This is a genomic window from Sulfitobacter litoralis (assembly GCF_900103185.1).
GTDB lineage: Bacteria > Pseudomonadota > Alphaproteobacteria > Rhodobacterales > Rhodobacteraceae > Sulfitobacter > Sulfitobacter litoralis.
The window spans coordinates 126672-140682 of the sequence record NZ_FNJD01000009.1 but is presented as its reverse complement, the minus strand read 5'-3'; the positions used below and the strand labels follow the sequence as shown (position 1 = coordinate 140682).

Below are 14011 nucleotides of genomic sequence, written 5' to 3'. Positions count from 1 at the left end.
TAACGCTTTTTTCCAAGGGCTTCCTTCAGCAGATCATTCTGCATGCTTATCTCAGCATACATGCGCTTCAGACGGCGGTTCTCCTCAGCCATATCCTTCATCTCGGATATCAGTGAAGCATCCATGCCGCCAAACTTAGCCCGCCATTTGTAAAAACTCGCGCTGCTCATTCCGTGCTCACGGCACAGCTCAGAGACCGGCACACCGCCCTCCGCCTGCTTCAACACTGCCATGATCTGTGCGTCGCTGTATCGTCCGTTCTTCATCGTAAATCTCCTCAGATACCTTGCCGAGAAAATTCCACTTTTGAACACCGCTAATTTTAGGGGGGATTACCCTGGCAGCGGCCCCGTGCCGGACGTCAGCGCAGCGGCTCAGCCCTTGCGCAGGCCGGTTTCAACCAACATGCCGCGCCGTTTTGCTTCGTAATAGTAGCCGCGCGCGTACCATTTGATTGCTGTGGCGTGATCGCCATTGGACAGCAGCCAAGCGCCGCGCAGGTATTTGACGCCGTACTTCAAATTGACATCAGGATTTAAAAGCTCGCCGGCATCGCCTCTAAAGCCCATGCCGCGTGCGGTTGCGGGCAGGATCTGAAGCAGGCCGAAATACGGCCCATTGCGCGCCTCGGGACGGTGCGTGCTTTCGCGGATGGCAAGGCGGTGGACCAAGGGGCGGGGCACTTCGTAGTGATCGGCCCATTTATTGATCAGACCACGCAGCTCTGGCGTCTCGTTCGGGTGTAAGGGCAGTTTACGGGCCACGGCGGGCGGTTCTGCTTCGGTACTGGCGCAGGCGGATAGGGCGGGTGCGCAAAGCAACATCTGACAAAGGGAGCGGCGTGTGAGCGTATTCATGCGGGTGGCTCGCATCGTTGATGGGAGCCCCATGCATACAATCCATGAAATACCGCGCAATGACGCTGGTTTCGGATGGGCAGAGCGTCGCTTACCTAAGGGCGGCATGTCGCCGATTATGCAACGAAAAACGCCGCCGCTGAAGGCTCAGCGGCGGCGTTTCATTTGGAATCAGGTCGAAAGACTGAGGCTTAAGCTTCGTCTTCGTCCGTTTTCTCGTTTGCTTGTGGCTGATCATCGTCGTCGGATGCGGCGGAGCCGAGATCGTCAAACAGTTCAGAGATCTCGAATTCGGCGGCAGCTTCTTCTTCTGCGGCCAATTCCTGGATCGACTTGCCAGCAGCCTGAAGCTCGGCCTCTTCGGCGGAACGTGCAACGTTCAGCTGAATGGTGACTTCGACTTCGGGGTGCAGAACGACGGTAACGTCGTGCAGGCCCAGATCTTTGATGGGGCTGCCCAGAACGACCTGCTTGCGGTCGACTGTGAAGCCTTCGGCTGTTGCCACATCGGATGCGTCACGTGTTGTGACGGAACCGTACAGAGCGCCCGAATCGGAAGCGGAGCGGATCACAACGAACTGCTGACCGTTCAGCTTGTCCGCCATGGCTTCGGCTTCTTTTTTGGTCTCGAGGTTTTGCGCCTCAAGCTGTGCTTTCTGACCTTCAAAGGCTTCGATGTTGGCTTTGGAAGCCGACAGCGCTTTGCCTTGTGGCAGCAGATAGTTGCGTGCGTAGCCTGGCTTTACATCCACGACTTCGCCCATTTGGCCCAGTTTGGCCACACGTTCCAGAAGGATAACTTGCATGTGCTTTCTCCTTACTTAACGGCGTAGGGCAGCAAGGCGAGGAAGCGGGCGCGTTTGATGGCACGGGCCAATTCACGCTGCTTTTTCGCGGAGACTGCGGTGATACGGGAAGGAACGATTTTGCCGCGCTCAGAGATGTAGCGCTGCAGAAGACGTGTGTCTTTGTAATCGATTGCCGGTGCGTTGTCGCCCGAGAAGGGGCAGACCTTACGACGGCGGAAAAATGGTTTAGCGGCCATGGTTTATGTCCTTTATTGCAAGCTGATGATCAACGACGTTCGCGGCGTTCGCCACGCTCGGGGCGTTCGTCACGTTTTTGCATCTGGACCGATGGCAGCTCTTTGTGCTCATCAACTTTGATGGTCAGAACGCGCATCACGTCATCATGCAAACGCATCAGGCGTTCCATTTCCTGAACGGCGGTCGCAGGTGCGTCCGAACGCAGGAAGGCATAGTGGCCTTTGCGGTTTTTGTTGATCTTATAGGCCATCGTTTTGACGCCCCAGTATTCGCTGTCGACGAGCTTGCCGTCGTTGTCAGCCAAAACTGTGCCAAAATGTTCGATAAGGCCTTCTGCTTGCGTGTTGGACAAGTCCTGACGCGCAATCATAACATGCTCATAAAGCGGCATGTGCACTCCTATTTATATCAAGGCGCATTTCATAGGCAGGGCATTTGCGTTTTGCGGCCCCACCACGAGAGTCTGCGCGGTTCAAAAGATGATGCAAAACGAAGGCCCGATATACACGGTTTTGCAGGCAGGGCAAGGGTGCGTTGGCGCTATGGCACGGGCGTCTATCGATTTGGGACATATGGTCCTTTGAAAAGTACCACTTCCATCACGGGCGCGCCTCTTTTTCGTCATGAACCCATACGAGAACTGAAGGGGGATCACACGGTTAAGCAAGGTTTATCAGAACAATGGGCGCAGTTACGAATTTCTCGGCGGATAGTCTTCAGTATTCGGCACAGGCCGGGATGGTAGATGGCTCTCGGGCGGTGGTGCGCAGCGTCCAGCGGTTGCTGGGGGCGGCCTTGGTGCTGGCGGCGTCGGGGTTGTGGCTGACGCCGGGGTCGAACTTTGGTTCTGATGTGATGCTGTTCAAGGTGGGGCTGTCGGCGTTGTCTGTAATGTTGGGCGCAAGCCTGATGCTATCCGAGCAAAAGCCCGCGTTGCCCGACATACAGATTGATACGCTGCGACGCGAGCTTCGGCTCGTACGCCCCCGCGCGGTCGGGTCCAAACGCGTGCTGCACCGGTGCAGCTTTTGCGATCTGGGACGGGTAGAGCGTGTGGGCCGCAACTTTCATTTCTGGGACGAACGGGGCAATTTCATTGTGGATGTTCATATTGCAGAACGTCGTGTGGTCGATAACCTGACCTTTAGCCTACGGGATTCCGGCCAGGTGGTCTGATCCTATCCGGGTGTTGTACGGCAAAGCGGGCATCTAAAAGCGAGCATCTAAAGTGCGTGCGACTGTTCGCTAATGCGCACTAAGTGTTGAACGCTGCTGGGTTGCTGAAATATTGAAATGCTTCATGTATACTCCAGACACACGCCAACAGGAGAATTCCAATGAACATGAAGTCTGTCCTTCTTGCTGCTGCCCTTACACTGGGTGCCACATCCGCGTTCGCAGCCGAAAAATACGTGCTGGACGCAAGCCACAGCCAGATCGTTTTCACCTATAACCACCTCGGGTTCTCGACCACCACGTCGATGTTCAGCGGATTTGACGGTGAAATCATGATGGACGAAGCGGAGCCCGCGAATTCCTCGGTTTCGGTGTCGTTTCCGGTCAAAGACATGATCACCGGCTGGGAGCCGCGCACCGAGCACTTTATGACAGGTGACTTCTTTGGGGCCGAAGATGGCGACATGGTGACATTTGTCTCCACGGGCATCGAAGTCACGGGCGAGAAAACCGCCTTGATCACCGGCGACCTGACCATGAACGACGTCACGAAATCCGTTGTGCTGGACGCCAAGCTGAACCAGATGGGCGAGCATCCAATGGCCAAGAAGCCTTGGGCCGGTTTCGACGCGACGACCACGGTCACACGCACCGATTTCAACCTTGGTCAATTCGCGCCTTTCGTCAGCGACGAAGTGCAAGTGAACATCTCTATCGAAGCGATGAAGGCTGAGTAAGCTTTTTATTTAGTGAGAAAACGAAGACGCCGGGGCAGGTCCCCGGCGTTTTTGCGTTTATGGGGGCGGGGCCATATGGCCCGTGCCGTTGTGGATCGGATTACTGTCCTCGTGTGGCGGTGAGGTCGATATTCACGGTGACGCTAAAGGCGAGCGTGCTTTCATCCGTCACCGTTTCCCCGATGCCAAAGTCGCGACGGTCCAGCGTAGTGGTGCCTGTCATCTGCGCGGTGTCGTCCTGAAGTGTCAGGGTGAAGGGCAGTTCGACCGGTATGGACTGGTCCTTGATCGTGAGCGTCCCTGCCGCGATGTAGCCATCTGCGGCGACATTGATATCAGCTTGGAAGGTTGCGGTGGGGAAGGCCTCGGTATTGAAAAAATCCGCACCCATCGCCTGATCCGTCACCGACCCGAGGCTGAGCGTCGGGATCGCGACCGTGGTTGTCACCTCGCCGGCTTTGCCAGTTTGGACTGTCTCATCAAAGGTAATCGCGGATGTCCAATCGGCAAAGCTGCCTGCCACGACGGACCCGAACTGCGTGACCTCAAGCGCGATGGTGCCATTTTGGACCTGCCATTCGGACGCCACGGCGTCGAGCGTTGCGGTCTCTTCTGTATCTGCCGGTTGGCCCAGACCCAGCCCCAAACCCAGGCCGATTGCCGCGATCCAGACCACGGTCGCGGTTACCACCGGCGCAGCAGAGTGGTGTTGCGCAGGGAGCGGGCCAATCGCCGGCTCGCCCGGCAACATGCGTCGCAGCGTCGAATCGCGGTCGATGACATGATGCTTCACTGCGCCTGCCACATGCAGGACCAGCGCCCCGATCAGCAATTTGCCCGCGATAATGTGTACCGCGCCAAAGGCATGTTCGAGGGAGGTATTTTTAGGAATGAACGGCAGGGACTGCCCCAAAGGCCACCAGATCGGCGCAAAGCCGGAGGCCGCGGCGTGGCTGATCCAGCCGGCCAGCGGCACGATCACCAAAGACCCGTAAAGCACCCAATGCACCGTTTCGGCCAGCCAGCTTTCCAGTTTGTGATCCGCATTCAGCAGCCCCGGTTTCGTTTGAGCGAAGGCCCAGACGATGCGGGCGAGGGCGACAAAGAACACCGTGACACCCAGCGTTTTATGTAACGAAAAGAACCACGCCTTGCGGGTCAGGGCGTCTTGGGTGTCGTGAGGCAGGTCGCTGGCATAAAGGCCAAGTGCGATCAGCGTCAGGATCAGCAGGGCGGTGAGCCAGTGAAAAAACTTGGTCACCCCGCCGTAGCGGATTGCGGTATTGGAAAAGGCCATCGGGTTGCTCCGTCGGGAATTAAGGTGGCTTATCCATACTATAGCGGCTGGTCGGGACCAATGCGGATCAGCGCACAGTCGCCGTGCAGGCTTGTTTGACGGCCACCCACGCGCTAAAGCGCTGGAAACGCAAATTCGGGGGACTTTATGACCATTGCATTCGTATATCCGGGCCAAGGCGCGCAAACCATCGGTATGGGCCGCGATCTGGCCGACGCCTATCCGGCGGCAAAGGCCGTGTTTGACGAGGTGGACGAAGCCTTGGGCGAAAAGCTGTCGACGCTGATCTGGGAAGGCGAGGCTGACGCGCTGACGCTTACCCAAAACGCACAACCTGCGCTGATGGCAACGTCAATGGCGGCGATGGCGGCGTTGAAGGCCGAAGGCATTACCGTCGACAAGGCGGCCTATGTCGCGGGCCATTCGCTAGGTGAATATGCGGCACTTTGCGCGGCGGGAACATTCTCGCTGTCGGATACGGCGCGGTTGCTGCGCATTCGCGGTCGCGCGATGCAGGCGGCTGTGCCTGTGGGGCAGGGCGCTATGGCAGCACTTTTGGGCCTCAGCTTTGAGCAGGCCGAAGCCGTCGCCGCAGAGGCCGCCCAGGGCGAGGTCTGTCAGGTCGCCAACCAGAATGACCCGGCGCAGAATGTTGTATCGGGCAGCAAGGCAGCCGTCGAACGCGCGATTGATCTGGCGAAAGCCGCCGGTGCTAAGCGTGCCTTGTTGTTGCCCGTGTCTGCCCCGTTCCACTGTGCCCTGATGGCCCCTGCCGCAGAGGAAATGGCCGGTGCGCTGGCGGATGTGACAATGAATGCCCCCGCCGTGCCGGTTGTGGCGAATGTAGTGGCCGAAGCGGTTACCGACCCCGATCAGATCCGCAAGCTGTTGATCGAACAGGTCACCGGTCAGGTGCGCTGGATGTCGTCGGTTGAATGGATGGGCGCGCAAGGCGTGACCGAGGTCTGGGAAATCGGCGCGGGCAAGGCTCTGTCCGGCATGATCCGCCGCATCAACAAGGAAATCACCTGCGTGAACATTGGCACCGCTGCCGATGTCGCCGCGGTGAAAACGGCCTGAGATAGGCCGCGAAAGGAATTACATATGTTTGATCTTACTGGAAAAAATGCGCTGATCACCGGTGCTTCGGGTGGTATCGGCGCTGAAATCGCGCGCAGCCTGCATGCACGCGGCGCGACCGTGGGCCTGTCTGGCACCCGCACCGAACCTTTGGAAGCATTGAAGGCCGAATTAGGCGAGCGCGCCCATGTGCTGCCCTGTAACCTGAGCGATATGGATGCCGTTGATGCGCTGCCCAAACAGGCGGCAGAGGCGATGGGTTCGGTCGATATTCTGGTCAACAACGCCGGCATCACCCGCGACAACCTGTTCATGCGCATGTCGGATGACGAATGGAATTCGGTGATCAACGTCAACCTGACCGCGACCTTCAAGCTGTGCAAAGGCGTAATGCGGGGCATGATGAAGGCGCGTTGGGGCCGGATCGTAAATATCTCGAGCGTGGTCGGTGCCACCGGAAACCCCGGTCAGGCGAACTATGCCGCGTCCAAGGCCGGTATGGTGGGCATGTCCAAATCGCTTGCCTATGAAGTTGCCAGCCGCGGGATCACCGTGAACGCGGTCGCCCCCGGTTTCATTACCACAGCGATGACCGACAAGCTGACCGACGACCAAAAGGCGGGAATCATGGGGCAGATCCCTGCGGGTCGCATGGGCGAAGCATCGGAAATCGCATCGGCTGTCGTCTATCTGGCCAGCCCGGAAGCCGCCTATGTCACCGGAACCACCTTGCATGTGAACGGCGGTATGGCCATGTTGTGAGCCTGCGCTGCAAAGCGTTTGCCAAATCTGCGCGTTGTGCTAAATGGGGCGCAGAATCCACGACAGGGAGGCTTGATTGCCCCCCTTACCTTGTGACAACAAGGGCCATAGCCGCCCCTCGGGGCACGATCCATACGGACCGCATAAGGTTCTGACGGAAACAGAAGAGGGCAGGATTGCCCGAATGAATGAGGACTGAATATGAGCGACGTCGCAGACCGCGTAAAGAAGATCGTTGTAGAGCACCTGGGTGTTGAAGAAGACAAAGTTGTTGAGAACGCATCGTTCATCGACGATCTTGGCGCAGACAGCCTCGACACTGTTGAGCTGGTTATGGCGTTCGAAGAAGAGTTCGGCATCGAGATCCCCGATGACGCAGCTGAGAACATTCAGACCTTCGGCGACGCGGTCAAGTTCATCAAAGAAGCGTCCTAAGACGTTTTCGCCAGCCGCAGCCCAATAGGCGTCGCGGCGGCACGAGATTTAGAGAACGGCGTTCTTCCTAGCGGAAGGGCGCCGTTTTTGCTTGGGGGGACCGCGCGTCTCTTGTCTTGGACGGGCTGTGGCGTGACACTGGTCATGACAGAAATTCAAGCGTGAAGGTAATTCACCACATGTCGCGATCAGTACCGACCATCAATACCGCCCGTCTCACCCTGCGCGCCATGCGGGCCGAAGACTTTCCTCGTTATGCTGACATCTGGGCCACGCCCGCTGTGGTGACCCATATTACCGGCAAGCCCAAACCCAAGGCTGAAAGCTGGGATGCGTTTTTGCGCAATGCCGGCCATTGGCAGATTGTCGGGTTCGGGCAATGGGCGATCCAGTCGCGCGGCACCCGCGAGATGGAAGGTCAGGTCGGTTTTTTCTTTGGTTCCCGCGGGTTTGGCGACGATTTCGATCCCTTTCCAGAGGCCGGTTGGGTGTTGGCCCCCGAAGCGCAGGGCACGGGGTTGGGACTTGAGGCCGCGCGCGCGGCGCATGACTGGTTCGACCGCGTGGTGACGGGGCGCACGGTGTGCATGATTGCCGTGGCGAATGCGTCGTCGCTGCGTCTGGCCGAGACCTTGGGATATACCGCGCTGCGCGACATAGAGCTTGACGGCGACGAGATACGTCTGATGACGCGCAAAGGCCCGCCGGTCTGACTGTGGCTTGGGCGCTTCGCGTCTTGAAATTTACGGTCTCGGCAAGGTATAGCCGGTCAACGCAAAGAAACACCAAGGGGCTTGGATATGCGCAGAGTAGTTGTGACAGGTTTGGGATTGGTAACGCCGCTTGCCGATGGCGTAGAGGCCAGCTGGTCCAGAATTTTGGATAGTCAGTCCGGTGCAGGCAGGATTACGGGCTTCGATCCCAGTAAACTGGTCACTCAATACGCCTGCGAAGTCCCCCTTGGTGATGGCACCGACGGCACGTTCAACGGCGATAAATACATGGAGCCGAAAGAACAGCGTAAGGTAGATACCTTTATTCTGTTCGGCATGGCGGCAGCACAGCAAGCGGTCGAGGATTCCGGCTGGATGCCGACGGACCGCGAAGATCTGGAACGCACCGGCGTGTTGATCGGGTCTGGCATCGGTGGCTTGAATTCTATCGCGAATACCGCTGTCATGATGCACGAAAAAGGCCCACGCCGCGTGAGCCCGTTCTTTGTGCCCGGCGCGTTGATCAACCTGATCTCGGGTCAGGTATCGATTCGCTATGGGTTCCGTGGTCCGAACCATTCGGTCGTGACGGCCTGCTCTACCGGAGCGCACGCAATTGGTGATGCGAGCCGTCTGATCCAACATGGTGACGCCGATGTGATGATCGCTGGCGGGGCCGAGGCCGCGATTTGCGAGATCGGCATGGCGGGCTTCAACGCCTGTAAAGCGCTGTCCACCAAGCGGGGCGACGATCCGACCAAGGCAAGCCGCCCCTATGACGCCGATCGTGATGGTTTCGTCATGGGCGAAGGCGCGGGCATTGTGGTGTTGGAAGAATACGAACACGCCAAAGCGCGTGGCGCCAAGATCTATGCTGAGGTTCTGGGCTACGGGATGTCGGGCGACGCCTATCACATCACCGCACCTGCCGAAGACGGCGACGGCGCGGAGCGGTCCATGCGCAACGCTTTGCGCAGTGCCGGTCTGGCACCAACCGATATCGATTACATCAACGCCCATGGCACATCGACCATGGCCGATGTGATCGAACTGGGTGCCGTAGAGCGGATGCTGGGCGATGCGGTTGAAACGGTTACCATGTCGTCGACCAAATCCGCCACCGGTCACCTGTTAGGGGCTGCGGGCGCAATCGAGGCGATCTTCTCTATTCTTGCGATCCGCGATCAGGTGGCACCGCCGACCATCAACCTCGACAACCCTGCGGTTGAAACCAAGATCGATCTGGCACCGAACAAGAAGGTGGAGCGCAAGATTGATATCGCGCTGAGCAACTCGTTTGGCTTTGGTGGCACTAACGCGAGCGTTATCTTCGGGAAAGCATCCTAATGTGGCGGCATATCGCGTCTAACGCTGTTACGTTTCTGATTTTAGGTTTGTTTTTGTTAGGCGGGATTATCCTGTGGGGCCGGGGGCAGTATGATGCGCCCGGACCTCTGTCGCAGGCGATTTGCTTGCAGGTGGAACGTGGGTCGAACATGCGGGCTGTCGGCGATGATCTTGCCACACAAGAGGCCGTGAGCTCGTCCGCGATCTTCCGTCTTGGGGCCGAATATGAGGAAAAGACCCGCGCCTTGAAGGCGGGGAGCTTTCTGATCCAGCCCGAAGCCTCGATGAAAGAGATCGTGGATACAGTCACGCGCGGCGGGGCCAGCACTTGCGGCACCGAGGTCGTGTACCGGATCGGCGTCAATCGTATCAGCACGCAGGTACGCGAGCTGGACCCGACCACCAACCGTTTCGTCGAACGGGCTGAGTTCTCTCCTGGGGAGGATGAGGTGCCTGAGGTCTATACCCAGACCAAAGCCAAAGCTGACACACGTTTCCGCATCGCAATGGCCGAAGGCGTAACCAGCTGGCAGGTAACCGAAGCGTTGAAATCCATCGACTTGCTGGCTGGCGAGATCGAGGCGGTGCCCGCCGAGGGGACCTTGGCCCCCGACAGCTATGAAGTGTCCGAGGGCGATGACCGCGCCGCGATCCTGGCCCGCATGGCTGCCGCGCAAGAACAGCGTCTGGCCGAGGCCTGGGATGCCCGCGATCCTGATCTGCCGATTGAAACGCCGCAGGAGCTGTTGATCCTTGCGTCGATCGTCGAAAAGGAAACGGGCGTGCCGGAAGAGCGCGAGCAGGTTGCCAGCGTGTTCGTCAACCGTTTGAACCAGGGCATGCGTCTGCAAACCGACCCGACCGTGATCTATGGCATCACCAATGGTCAGGGCATTTTGGGGCGTGGTCTGCGCCGCAGCGAGCTGCGCAAGGAGACACCGTTCAACACCTACGTCATCGACGCACTGCCGCCGACGCCCATTGCCAACCCCGGACGTGCGAGCCTGATGGCTGCCGCACAACCGGCCAGCGAGGACTATGTTTTCTTTGTTGCCGATGGCACGGGCGGTCACGCTTTTGCCGAGACATTGGAAGAGCATAACGCCAATGTGGCACGCTGGCGCAAGATCGAGGCAGAGCGTGGCGCGGAAGCGGCGGGCAATGCGTCAACGGGCGGAAACTAAGTGTCAGAGCGGGTGTAAGTTAGGAATTTGTTAACCATCGTAAGGGGTTGAAAGGTTTCGGTAACCTTGTTTTCCTTGACTTTGCGTCCGCTCTGACATAGAAATACGTCCATGCTAGAAGACATGGGCAAACGGCCCCGGATTAAGTTCCGGTGGCCGTTTTTTCGTGTTTTCTCGGGTTGGAGGTCCAAAACGAGAGGTAAGAGCAAGATGACGATGAATACCCCGGAACAGGAAATTGCTGCCAGTGAAGAGCAGCTTCAGGCGTTGCAGGTCGCGATCCGTGATTTGCGCCGCGAGATAGAGAGCCTGAGAGAACAGGCCCGATCCGGGGAGGAAGTAAACGAAACAGCAGCGTCGAAGGCATTGGGTAAAGCCAGTGGCATGGTGGCGACCTGCGTCAAAGTGGAGACCTATCTGAATGACTGCAGAAACAGACAAGCGGGCATTGCCCGAGGCGGATACGCGCTGGACATGGAACAGGCGCGGGCTGACATCGGGTGCAAGCTGGATCGGCTCCGCCGATGTTGCGGTGCAAGACCGGTTCTTGAATGATCTGGATGAGGGAGAGCTTTTGGCTCTCCCTTTTTTATTCGAGTTCTGGGCGATGCCGCATCAGCTGCCCCCCGAAGGCGACTGGCGGTCCTGGGTGATCATGGGCGGGCGCGGTGCGGGCAAGACACGCGCGGGCGCGGAATGGGTGCGTGCGCAGGTCGAAGGATCGCGGCCCTTGGATGCGGGGCGCTGTCGCCGTGTGGCGTTGGTGGGCGAGACGATAGAGCAGGTGCGCGAGGTCATGATCTTTGGCGATAGCGGGATATTGGCGTGCTCGCCCGCGGATCGGCGACCGGACTGGGAGGCGACGCGCAAGCGGTTGGTCTGGCCAAACGGGGCGGTGGCGACGGTTCATACTGCGCATGACCCCGAAGGGCTGCGCGGGCCGCAGTTTGATGCGGCGTGGGTGGACGAATTGGCCAAGTGGAAAAAGGCCGAAGAGACGTGGGACCAGTTGCAGTTTGCTTTGCGGTTGGGGGATGACCCGCGGGTCTGTGTGACCACGACTCCGCGCAATGTCGGCGTGCTGAAGGCGTTGCTGGCGTCGCCGTCGACCGTGACCACCCATGCGCCGACAGAGGCCAATGTCGCGAACCTTGCGGGGTCATTTCTGGAGGAGGTGCGCGCGCGCTATCGCGGGACGCGGTTGGGGCGGCAGGAGCTGGATGGTGTGCTGTTGGCGGATGCGGAAGGGGCACTGTGGACCTCAGAGAGGATCGAGGCGGGGCGGGTGCGGGATGTGCCTGCGCTGGACCGGATCGTCGTGGGGCTGGATCCGGCCACGACGGCTGGTGCGGGATCGGATGAATGCGGGATTGTGGTCGTAGGCGCGCAGACGCAAGGCCCGCCGCAGGACTGGCGAGCGGTGGTGCTGGCCGATTGCACGGTGCAGGGGGCGACCCCGTCGGCTTGGGCGCGGGCCGCGATCTGCGCGATGGAGCAATTTGGCGCGGACCGCTTGATCGCCGAGATCAATCAAGGTGGGCAGATGGTGGCGGAGGTCTTGCGACAAGTCGATCCGATGGTGCCGGTCAAATCGGTTCATGCCAGCCGTGGCAAGGTGGCGCGGGCAGAGCCTGTGGCTGCGTTGTACGAGCAGGGCCGCGTGGGCCATGTCGCGGGATTGGACGCGCTGGAGGACCAGATGTGCCGGATGGCAGCGCGGGGGTACGAGGGCGGCGGATCGCCCGACCGCGTGGATGCGCTGGTCTGGGCGCTGCACGAGCTGATGATCGAGCCTGCGGCGCGGTGGCGAATGCCCGGGGTGCGGGGGTTGTGAGCGGTTCGAGGAGGAGAACGGCCCTTCGGGGAGAGTTTAACCGGCAAAATGAAGCGGTGTTGCGAGCGCTGCGTTCGGTCTGGTCGGGCGGCGTTAAGAGATTGGTGAGATTTTCATGGGGCGGTCAATGAGCAGGGAGAGCAGCGGCATGGTTTTTGATTTTCTCAAACGGGGGGCGGGTGAGGCGGTTGCGCAGACGAAAGCCTCTGCCACGGGGCCTGTCGTTGCCTATCAGACCAGCGGGCGTGTGGCCTGGAGCCCGCGCGACGTCGTCAGCCTGACGCGCACCGGCTTTTGCGGCAACCCTGTGGGGTTTCGGTCGGTCAAGCTGATTGCGGAGGCCGCGGCGGCCTTGCCCTTGGTGTTGCAGGATGCAGAGCAACGGTTCGAGACCCACCCACTGCTGAAGCTGGTGGCACGGCCAAACGGAGCGCAGGGGCGGGCCGAGCTGCTGGAGGCGCTTTATGCGCAGCTGCTGTTGACGGGTAACGGGTATATCGAGGCGGTTGGGGCTGGCCCGGTGCCGGCGGAGCTGCATGTTTTGCGGTCGGATCGCATGTCGGTGGTGCCAGGGGCGGATGGCTGGCCGGTGGCCTATGAATATGCCGTCGGCGGGCGCAAGCACCGGTTTGACGTGTCAGGGGATACGGCCGCGATCTGTCACATCAAGAATTTTCACCCGCAGGACGATCATTATGGCTTTAGCCCGATGCAGGCGGCGGCGATAGCGCTGGACGTGCACGCGGCGGCGTCGCGGTGGAGCAAGGCGCTGTTGGACAACGCAGCGCGGCCCTCGGGGGCGATTGTGTACCGCGGGGCCGAGGGGCAGGGCAAGCTGAGCGACGACCAGTACGACCGTTTGGTGAGCGAGATGGAGAGCCACCATCAGGGCGCGCGCAATGCGGGGCGACCGATGTTGCTGGAAGGCGGGCTTGATTGGAAGCCGATGGGGTTTTCGCCTTCGGACATGGAGTTTCACCGCACCAAGGAGGCGGCGGCGCGGGAGGTGGCCCTGGCGTTTGGGGTGCCGCCGATGCTGCTCGGGATCGCGGGAGATGCGACCTATGCCAATTACCAAGAGGCGCATCGGGCCTTCTATCGGTTGACGGTGTTGCCATTGGCCACGCGGGTTGCGGCCGCACTTGGGGCTTGGCTGGCGGGATTCACGCAAGAGGCGGTGACGCTGAAGCCCGATCTGGATCAGGTGTCGGCCTTGGCGCAGGAACGCGATGCCCAATGGGCAAGGGTGGCGGGGGCTGATTTTCTGACGCAGGCGGAAAAGCGGTCGTTGTTGGGGCTGCCGGCGGTGGCGGCTGATGGGTGAGGAGATGGGATATGACCGGTTTGAATGTGCGCCGGGCTTGCGGTTGCAGGCGCATGAGAGGGTGAGTGCAATCCACCACGAGAACCTCTTGCAGCGGTTGGACCGGCTGGAAGAGATGATGGAGCGGCTGGAGCGGCGGTTGTGGTTGACCGTCTACGGTGTGGTCGCGGTGATTTTGGCGCAGGCGGTACAGTCGTTTCTGGTGGTCGCGCCGTAGCA

The 14011-nt window shown here is 59.8% G+C and carries 18 protein-coding genes; 12 read left to right on the top strand and 6 right to left on the bottom strand.

Annotated features, from left to right (window positions below):
* The 5 genes from BLQ98_RS09470 to rpsF all read right to left on the bottom strand — a co-directional run.
* Positions 1-266 (bottom strand): transposase (locus tag BLQ98_RS09470; protein ID WP_141135315.1); only part of this gene is annotated, 266 nt, incomplete at its 3' end.
* 108 nt (positions 267-374) lie between these two features.
* Positions 375-824, bottom strand: a complete 450-nt coding sequence (locus BLQ98_RS09465; RefSeq protein WP_093733101.1) for a transglycosylase SLT domain-containing protein — start codon at positions 822-824, stop codon at positions 375-377.
* Positions 825-1048: 224 nt separating this feature from the next.
* Positions 1049-1663 (bottom strand): 50S ribosomal protein L9, encoded by a 615-nt coding sequence (rplI, locus tag BLQ98_RS09460; RefSeq protein ID WP_093733100.1) that lies wholly within the window; start codon positions 1661-1663, stop codon positions 1049-1051.
* Between the two features lie 11 nt (positions 1664-1674).
* The gene (rpsR, locus tag BLQ98_RS09455) at positions 1675-1902 is read right to left on the bottom strand and encodes a 30S ribosomal protein S18 (protein WP_005852865.1); all 228 of its coding nucleotides are present in this window, start codon (positions 1900-1902) and stop codon (positions 1675-1677) included.
* Between the two features lie 29 nt (positions 1903-1931).
* A complete protein-coding gene (gene rpsF / locus BLQ98_RS09450) occupies positions 1932-2294 on the bottom strand; it encodes a 30S ribosomal protein S6 (RefSeq protein ID WP_005852867.1) in 363 nt (120 codons plus the stop codon).
* A 290-nt stretch (positions 2295-2584) separates the two neighbouring features.
* Between rpsF and BLQ98_RS09440 the strand changes: the two genes are divergently transcribed.
* Entirely contained in the window at positions 2585-3079 is a 495-nt protein-coding gene (locus tag BLQ98_RS09440) for a hypothetical protein (protein ID WP_244148405.1), read from the top strand.
* Between the two features lie 167 nt (positions 3080-3246).
* Positions 3247-3816 carry a YceI family protein gene (locus BLQ98_RS09435; protein WP_208596039.1) on the top strand — a complete coding sequence of 190 codons (570 nt, stop codon included), beginning with the start codon at positions 3247-3249 and terminating at the stop codon, positions 3814-3816.
* Between the two features lie 100 nt (positions 3817-3916).
* Here the strand turns inward: BLQ98_RS09435 and BLQ98_RS09430 are convergent, their stop codons facing one another.
* Entirely contained in the window at positions 3917-5113 is a 1197-nt protein-coding gene (locus BLQ98_RS09430; RefSeq protein WP_093733097.1) for a cytochrome b/b6 domain-containing protein, read from the bottom strand.
* 147 nt (positions 5114-5260) lie between these two features.
* Between BLQ98_RS09430 and fabD the strand changes: the two genes are divergently transcribed.
* From fabD to BLQ98_RS09380, 10 genes are all read left to right on the top strand, one after another.
* Complete coding sequence (gene fabD / locus BLQ98_RS09425) at positions 5261-6193, top strand: ACP S-malonyltransferase (RefSeq protein ID WP_093733096.1); 933 nt, start codon at positions 5261-5263, stop codon at positions 6191-6193.
* A gap of 24 nt (positions 6194-6217) precedes the next feature.
* Entirely contained in the window at positions 6218-6955 is a 738-nt protein-coding gene (fabG, locus tag BLQ98_RS09420) for a 3-oxoacyl-[acyl-carrier-protein] reductase (protein ID WP_093733095.1), read from the top strand.
* Between the two features lie 201 nt (positions 6956-7156).
* Positions 7157-7390 (top strand): acyl carrier protein, encoded by a 234-nt coding sequence (locus BLQ98_RS09415; protein ID WP_005852881.1) that lies wholly within the window; start codon positions 7157-7159, stop codon positions 7388-7390.
* Positions 7391-7569: 179 nt separating this feature from the next.
* On the top strand, positions 7570-8103 hold the full coding sequence (locus BLQ98_RS09410) for a GNAT family N-acetyltransferase (protein ID WP_093733094.1): 534 nt from the start codon (positions 7570-7572) through the stop codon (positions 8101-8103).
* 87 nt (positions 8104-8190) lie between these two features.
* Entirely contained in the window at positions 8191-9450 is a 1260-nt protein-coding gene (gene fabF, locus BLQ98_RS09405) for a beta-ketoacyl-ACP synthase II (RefSeq protein WP_093733093.1), read from the top strand.
* Positions 9450-10634: an endolytic transglycosylase MltG gene (mltG, locus tag BLQ98_RS09400; protein ID WP_093733092.1), complete on the top strand. Its 1185-nt coding sequence runs from the start codon at positions 9450-9452 to the stop codon at positions 10632-10634. The genes fabF and mltG overlap by 1 nt, the downstream gene beginning before the upstream one ends.
* A 111-nt stretch (positions 10635-10745) precedes the next feature.
* A complete protein-coding gene (locus BLQ98_RS09395; RefSeq protein WP_093733091.1) occupies positions 10746-11189 on the top strand; it encodes a hypothetical protein in 444 nt (147 codons plus the stop codon).
* On the top strand, positions 11125-12468 hold the full coding sequence (locus BLQ98_RS09390) for a DNA-packaging protein (protein ID WP_472911604.1): 1344 nt from the start codon (positions 11125-11127) through the stop codon (positions 12466-12468). The genes BLQ98_RS09395 and BLQ98_RS09390 overlap by 65 nt, the downstream gene beginning before the upstream one ends.
* Before the next feature lie 148 nt (positions 12469-12616).
* Positions 12617-13792, top strand: a complete 1176-nt coding sequence (locus BLQ98_RS09385) for a phage portal protein (RefSeq protein WP_093733090.1) — start codon at positions 12617-12619, stop codon at positions 13790-13792.
* Positions 13785-14009 (top strand): GTA head formation protein, RCAP_rcc01685 family, encoded by a 225-nt coding sequence (locus tag BLQ98_RS09380; RefSeq protein WP_093733089.1) that lies wholly within the window; start codon positions 13785-13787, stop codon positions 14007-14009. The genes BLQ98_RS09385 and BLQ98_RS09380 overlap by 8 nt, the downstream gene beginning before the upstream one ends.
* Positions 14010-14011 lie beyond the last annotated feature (2 nt).

Bases quoted from the DNA above. Each gene is read 5' to 3' on its own strand.
- BLQ98_RS09465 (WP_093733101.1), bottom strand. From the start codon at position 824: ATGTTGCTTTGCGCACCCGCCCTATCCGCCTGCGCCAGTACCGAAGCA.
- rplI (WP_093733100.1), bottom strand. From the start codon at position 1,663: ATGCAAGTTATCCTTCTGGAACGTGTGGCCAAACTGGGCCAAATGGGC.
- rpsR (WP_005852865.1), bottom strand. From the start codon at position 1,902: ATGGCCGCTAAACCATTTTTCCGCCGTCGTAAGGTCTGCCCCTTCTCG.
- rpsF (WP_005852867.1), bottom strand. From the start codon at position 2,294: ATGCCGCTTTATGAGCATGTTATGATTGCGCGTCAGGACTTGTCCAAC.
- BLQ98_RS09440 (WP_244148405.1), top strand. From the start codon at position 2,585: ATGGGCGCAGTTACGAATTTCTCGGCGGATAGTCTTCAGTATTCGGCA.
- BLQ98_RS09435 (WP_208596039.1), top strand. From the start codon at position 3,247: ATGAAGTCTGTCCTTCTTGCTGCTGCCCTTACACTGGGTGCCACATCC.
- BLQ98_RS09430 (WP_093733097.1), bottom strand. From the start codon at position 5,113: ATGGCCTTTTCCAATACCGCAATCCGCTACGGCGGGGTGACCAAGTTT.
- fabD (WP_093733096.1), top strand. From the start codon at position 5,261: ATGACCATTGCATTCGTATATCCGGGCCAAGGCGCGCAAACCATCGGT.
- fabG (WP_093733095.1), top strand. From the start codon at position 6,218: ATGTTTGATCTTACTGGAAAAAATGCGCTGATCACCGGTGCTTCGGGT.
- BLQ98_RS09415 (WP_005852881.1), top strand. From the start codon at position 7,157: ATGAGCGACGTCGCAGACCGCGTAAAGAAGATCGTTGTAGAGCACCTG.
- BLQ98_RS09410 (WP_093733094.1), top strand. From the start codon at position 7,570: ATGTCGCGATCAGTACCGACCATCAATACCGCCCGTCTCACCCTGCGC.
- fabF (WP_093733093.1), top strand. From the start codon at position 8,191: ATGCGCAGAGTAGTTGTGACAGGTTTGGGATTGGTAACGCCGCTTGCC.
- mltG (WP_093733092.1), top strand. From the start codon at position 9,450: ATGTGGCGGCATATCGCGTCTAACGCTGTTACGTTTCTGATTTTAGGT.
- BLQ98_RS09395 (WP_093733091.1), top strand. From the start codon at position 10,746: ATGCTAGAAGACATGGGCAAACGGCCCCGGATTAAGTTCCGGTGGCCG.
- BLQ98_RS09385 (WP_093733090.1), top strand. From the start codon at position 12,617: ATGGTTTTTGATTTTCTCAAACGGGGGGCGGGTGAGGCGGTTGCGCAG.
- BLQ98_RS09380 (WP_093733089.1), top strand. From the start codon at position 13,785: ATGGGTGAGGAGATGGGATATGACCGGTTTGAATGTGCGCCGGGCTTG.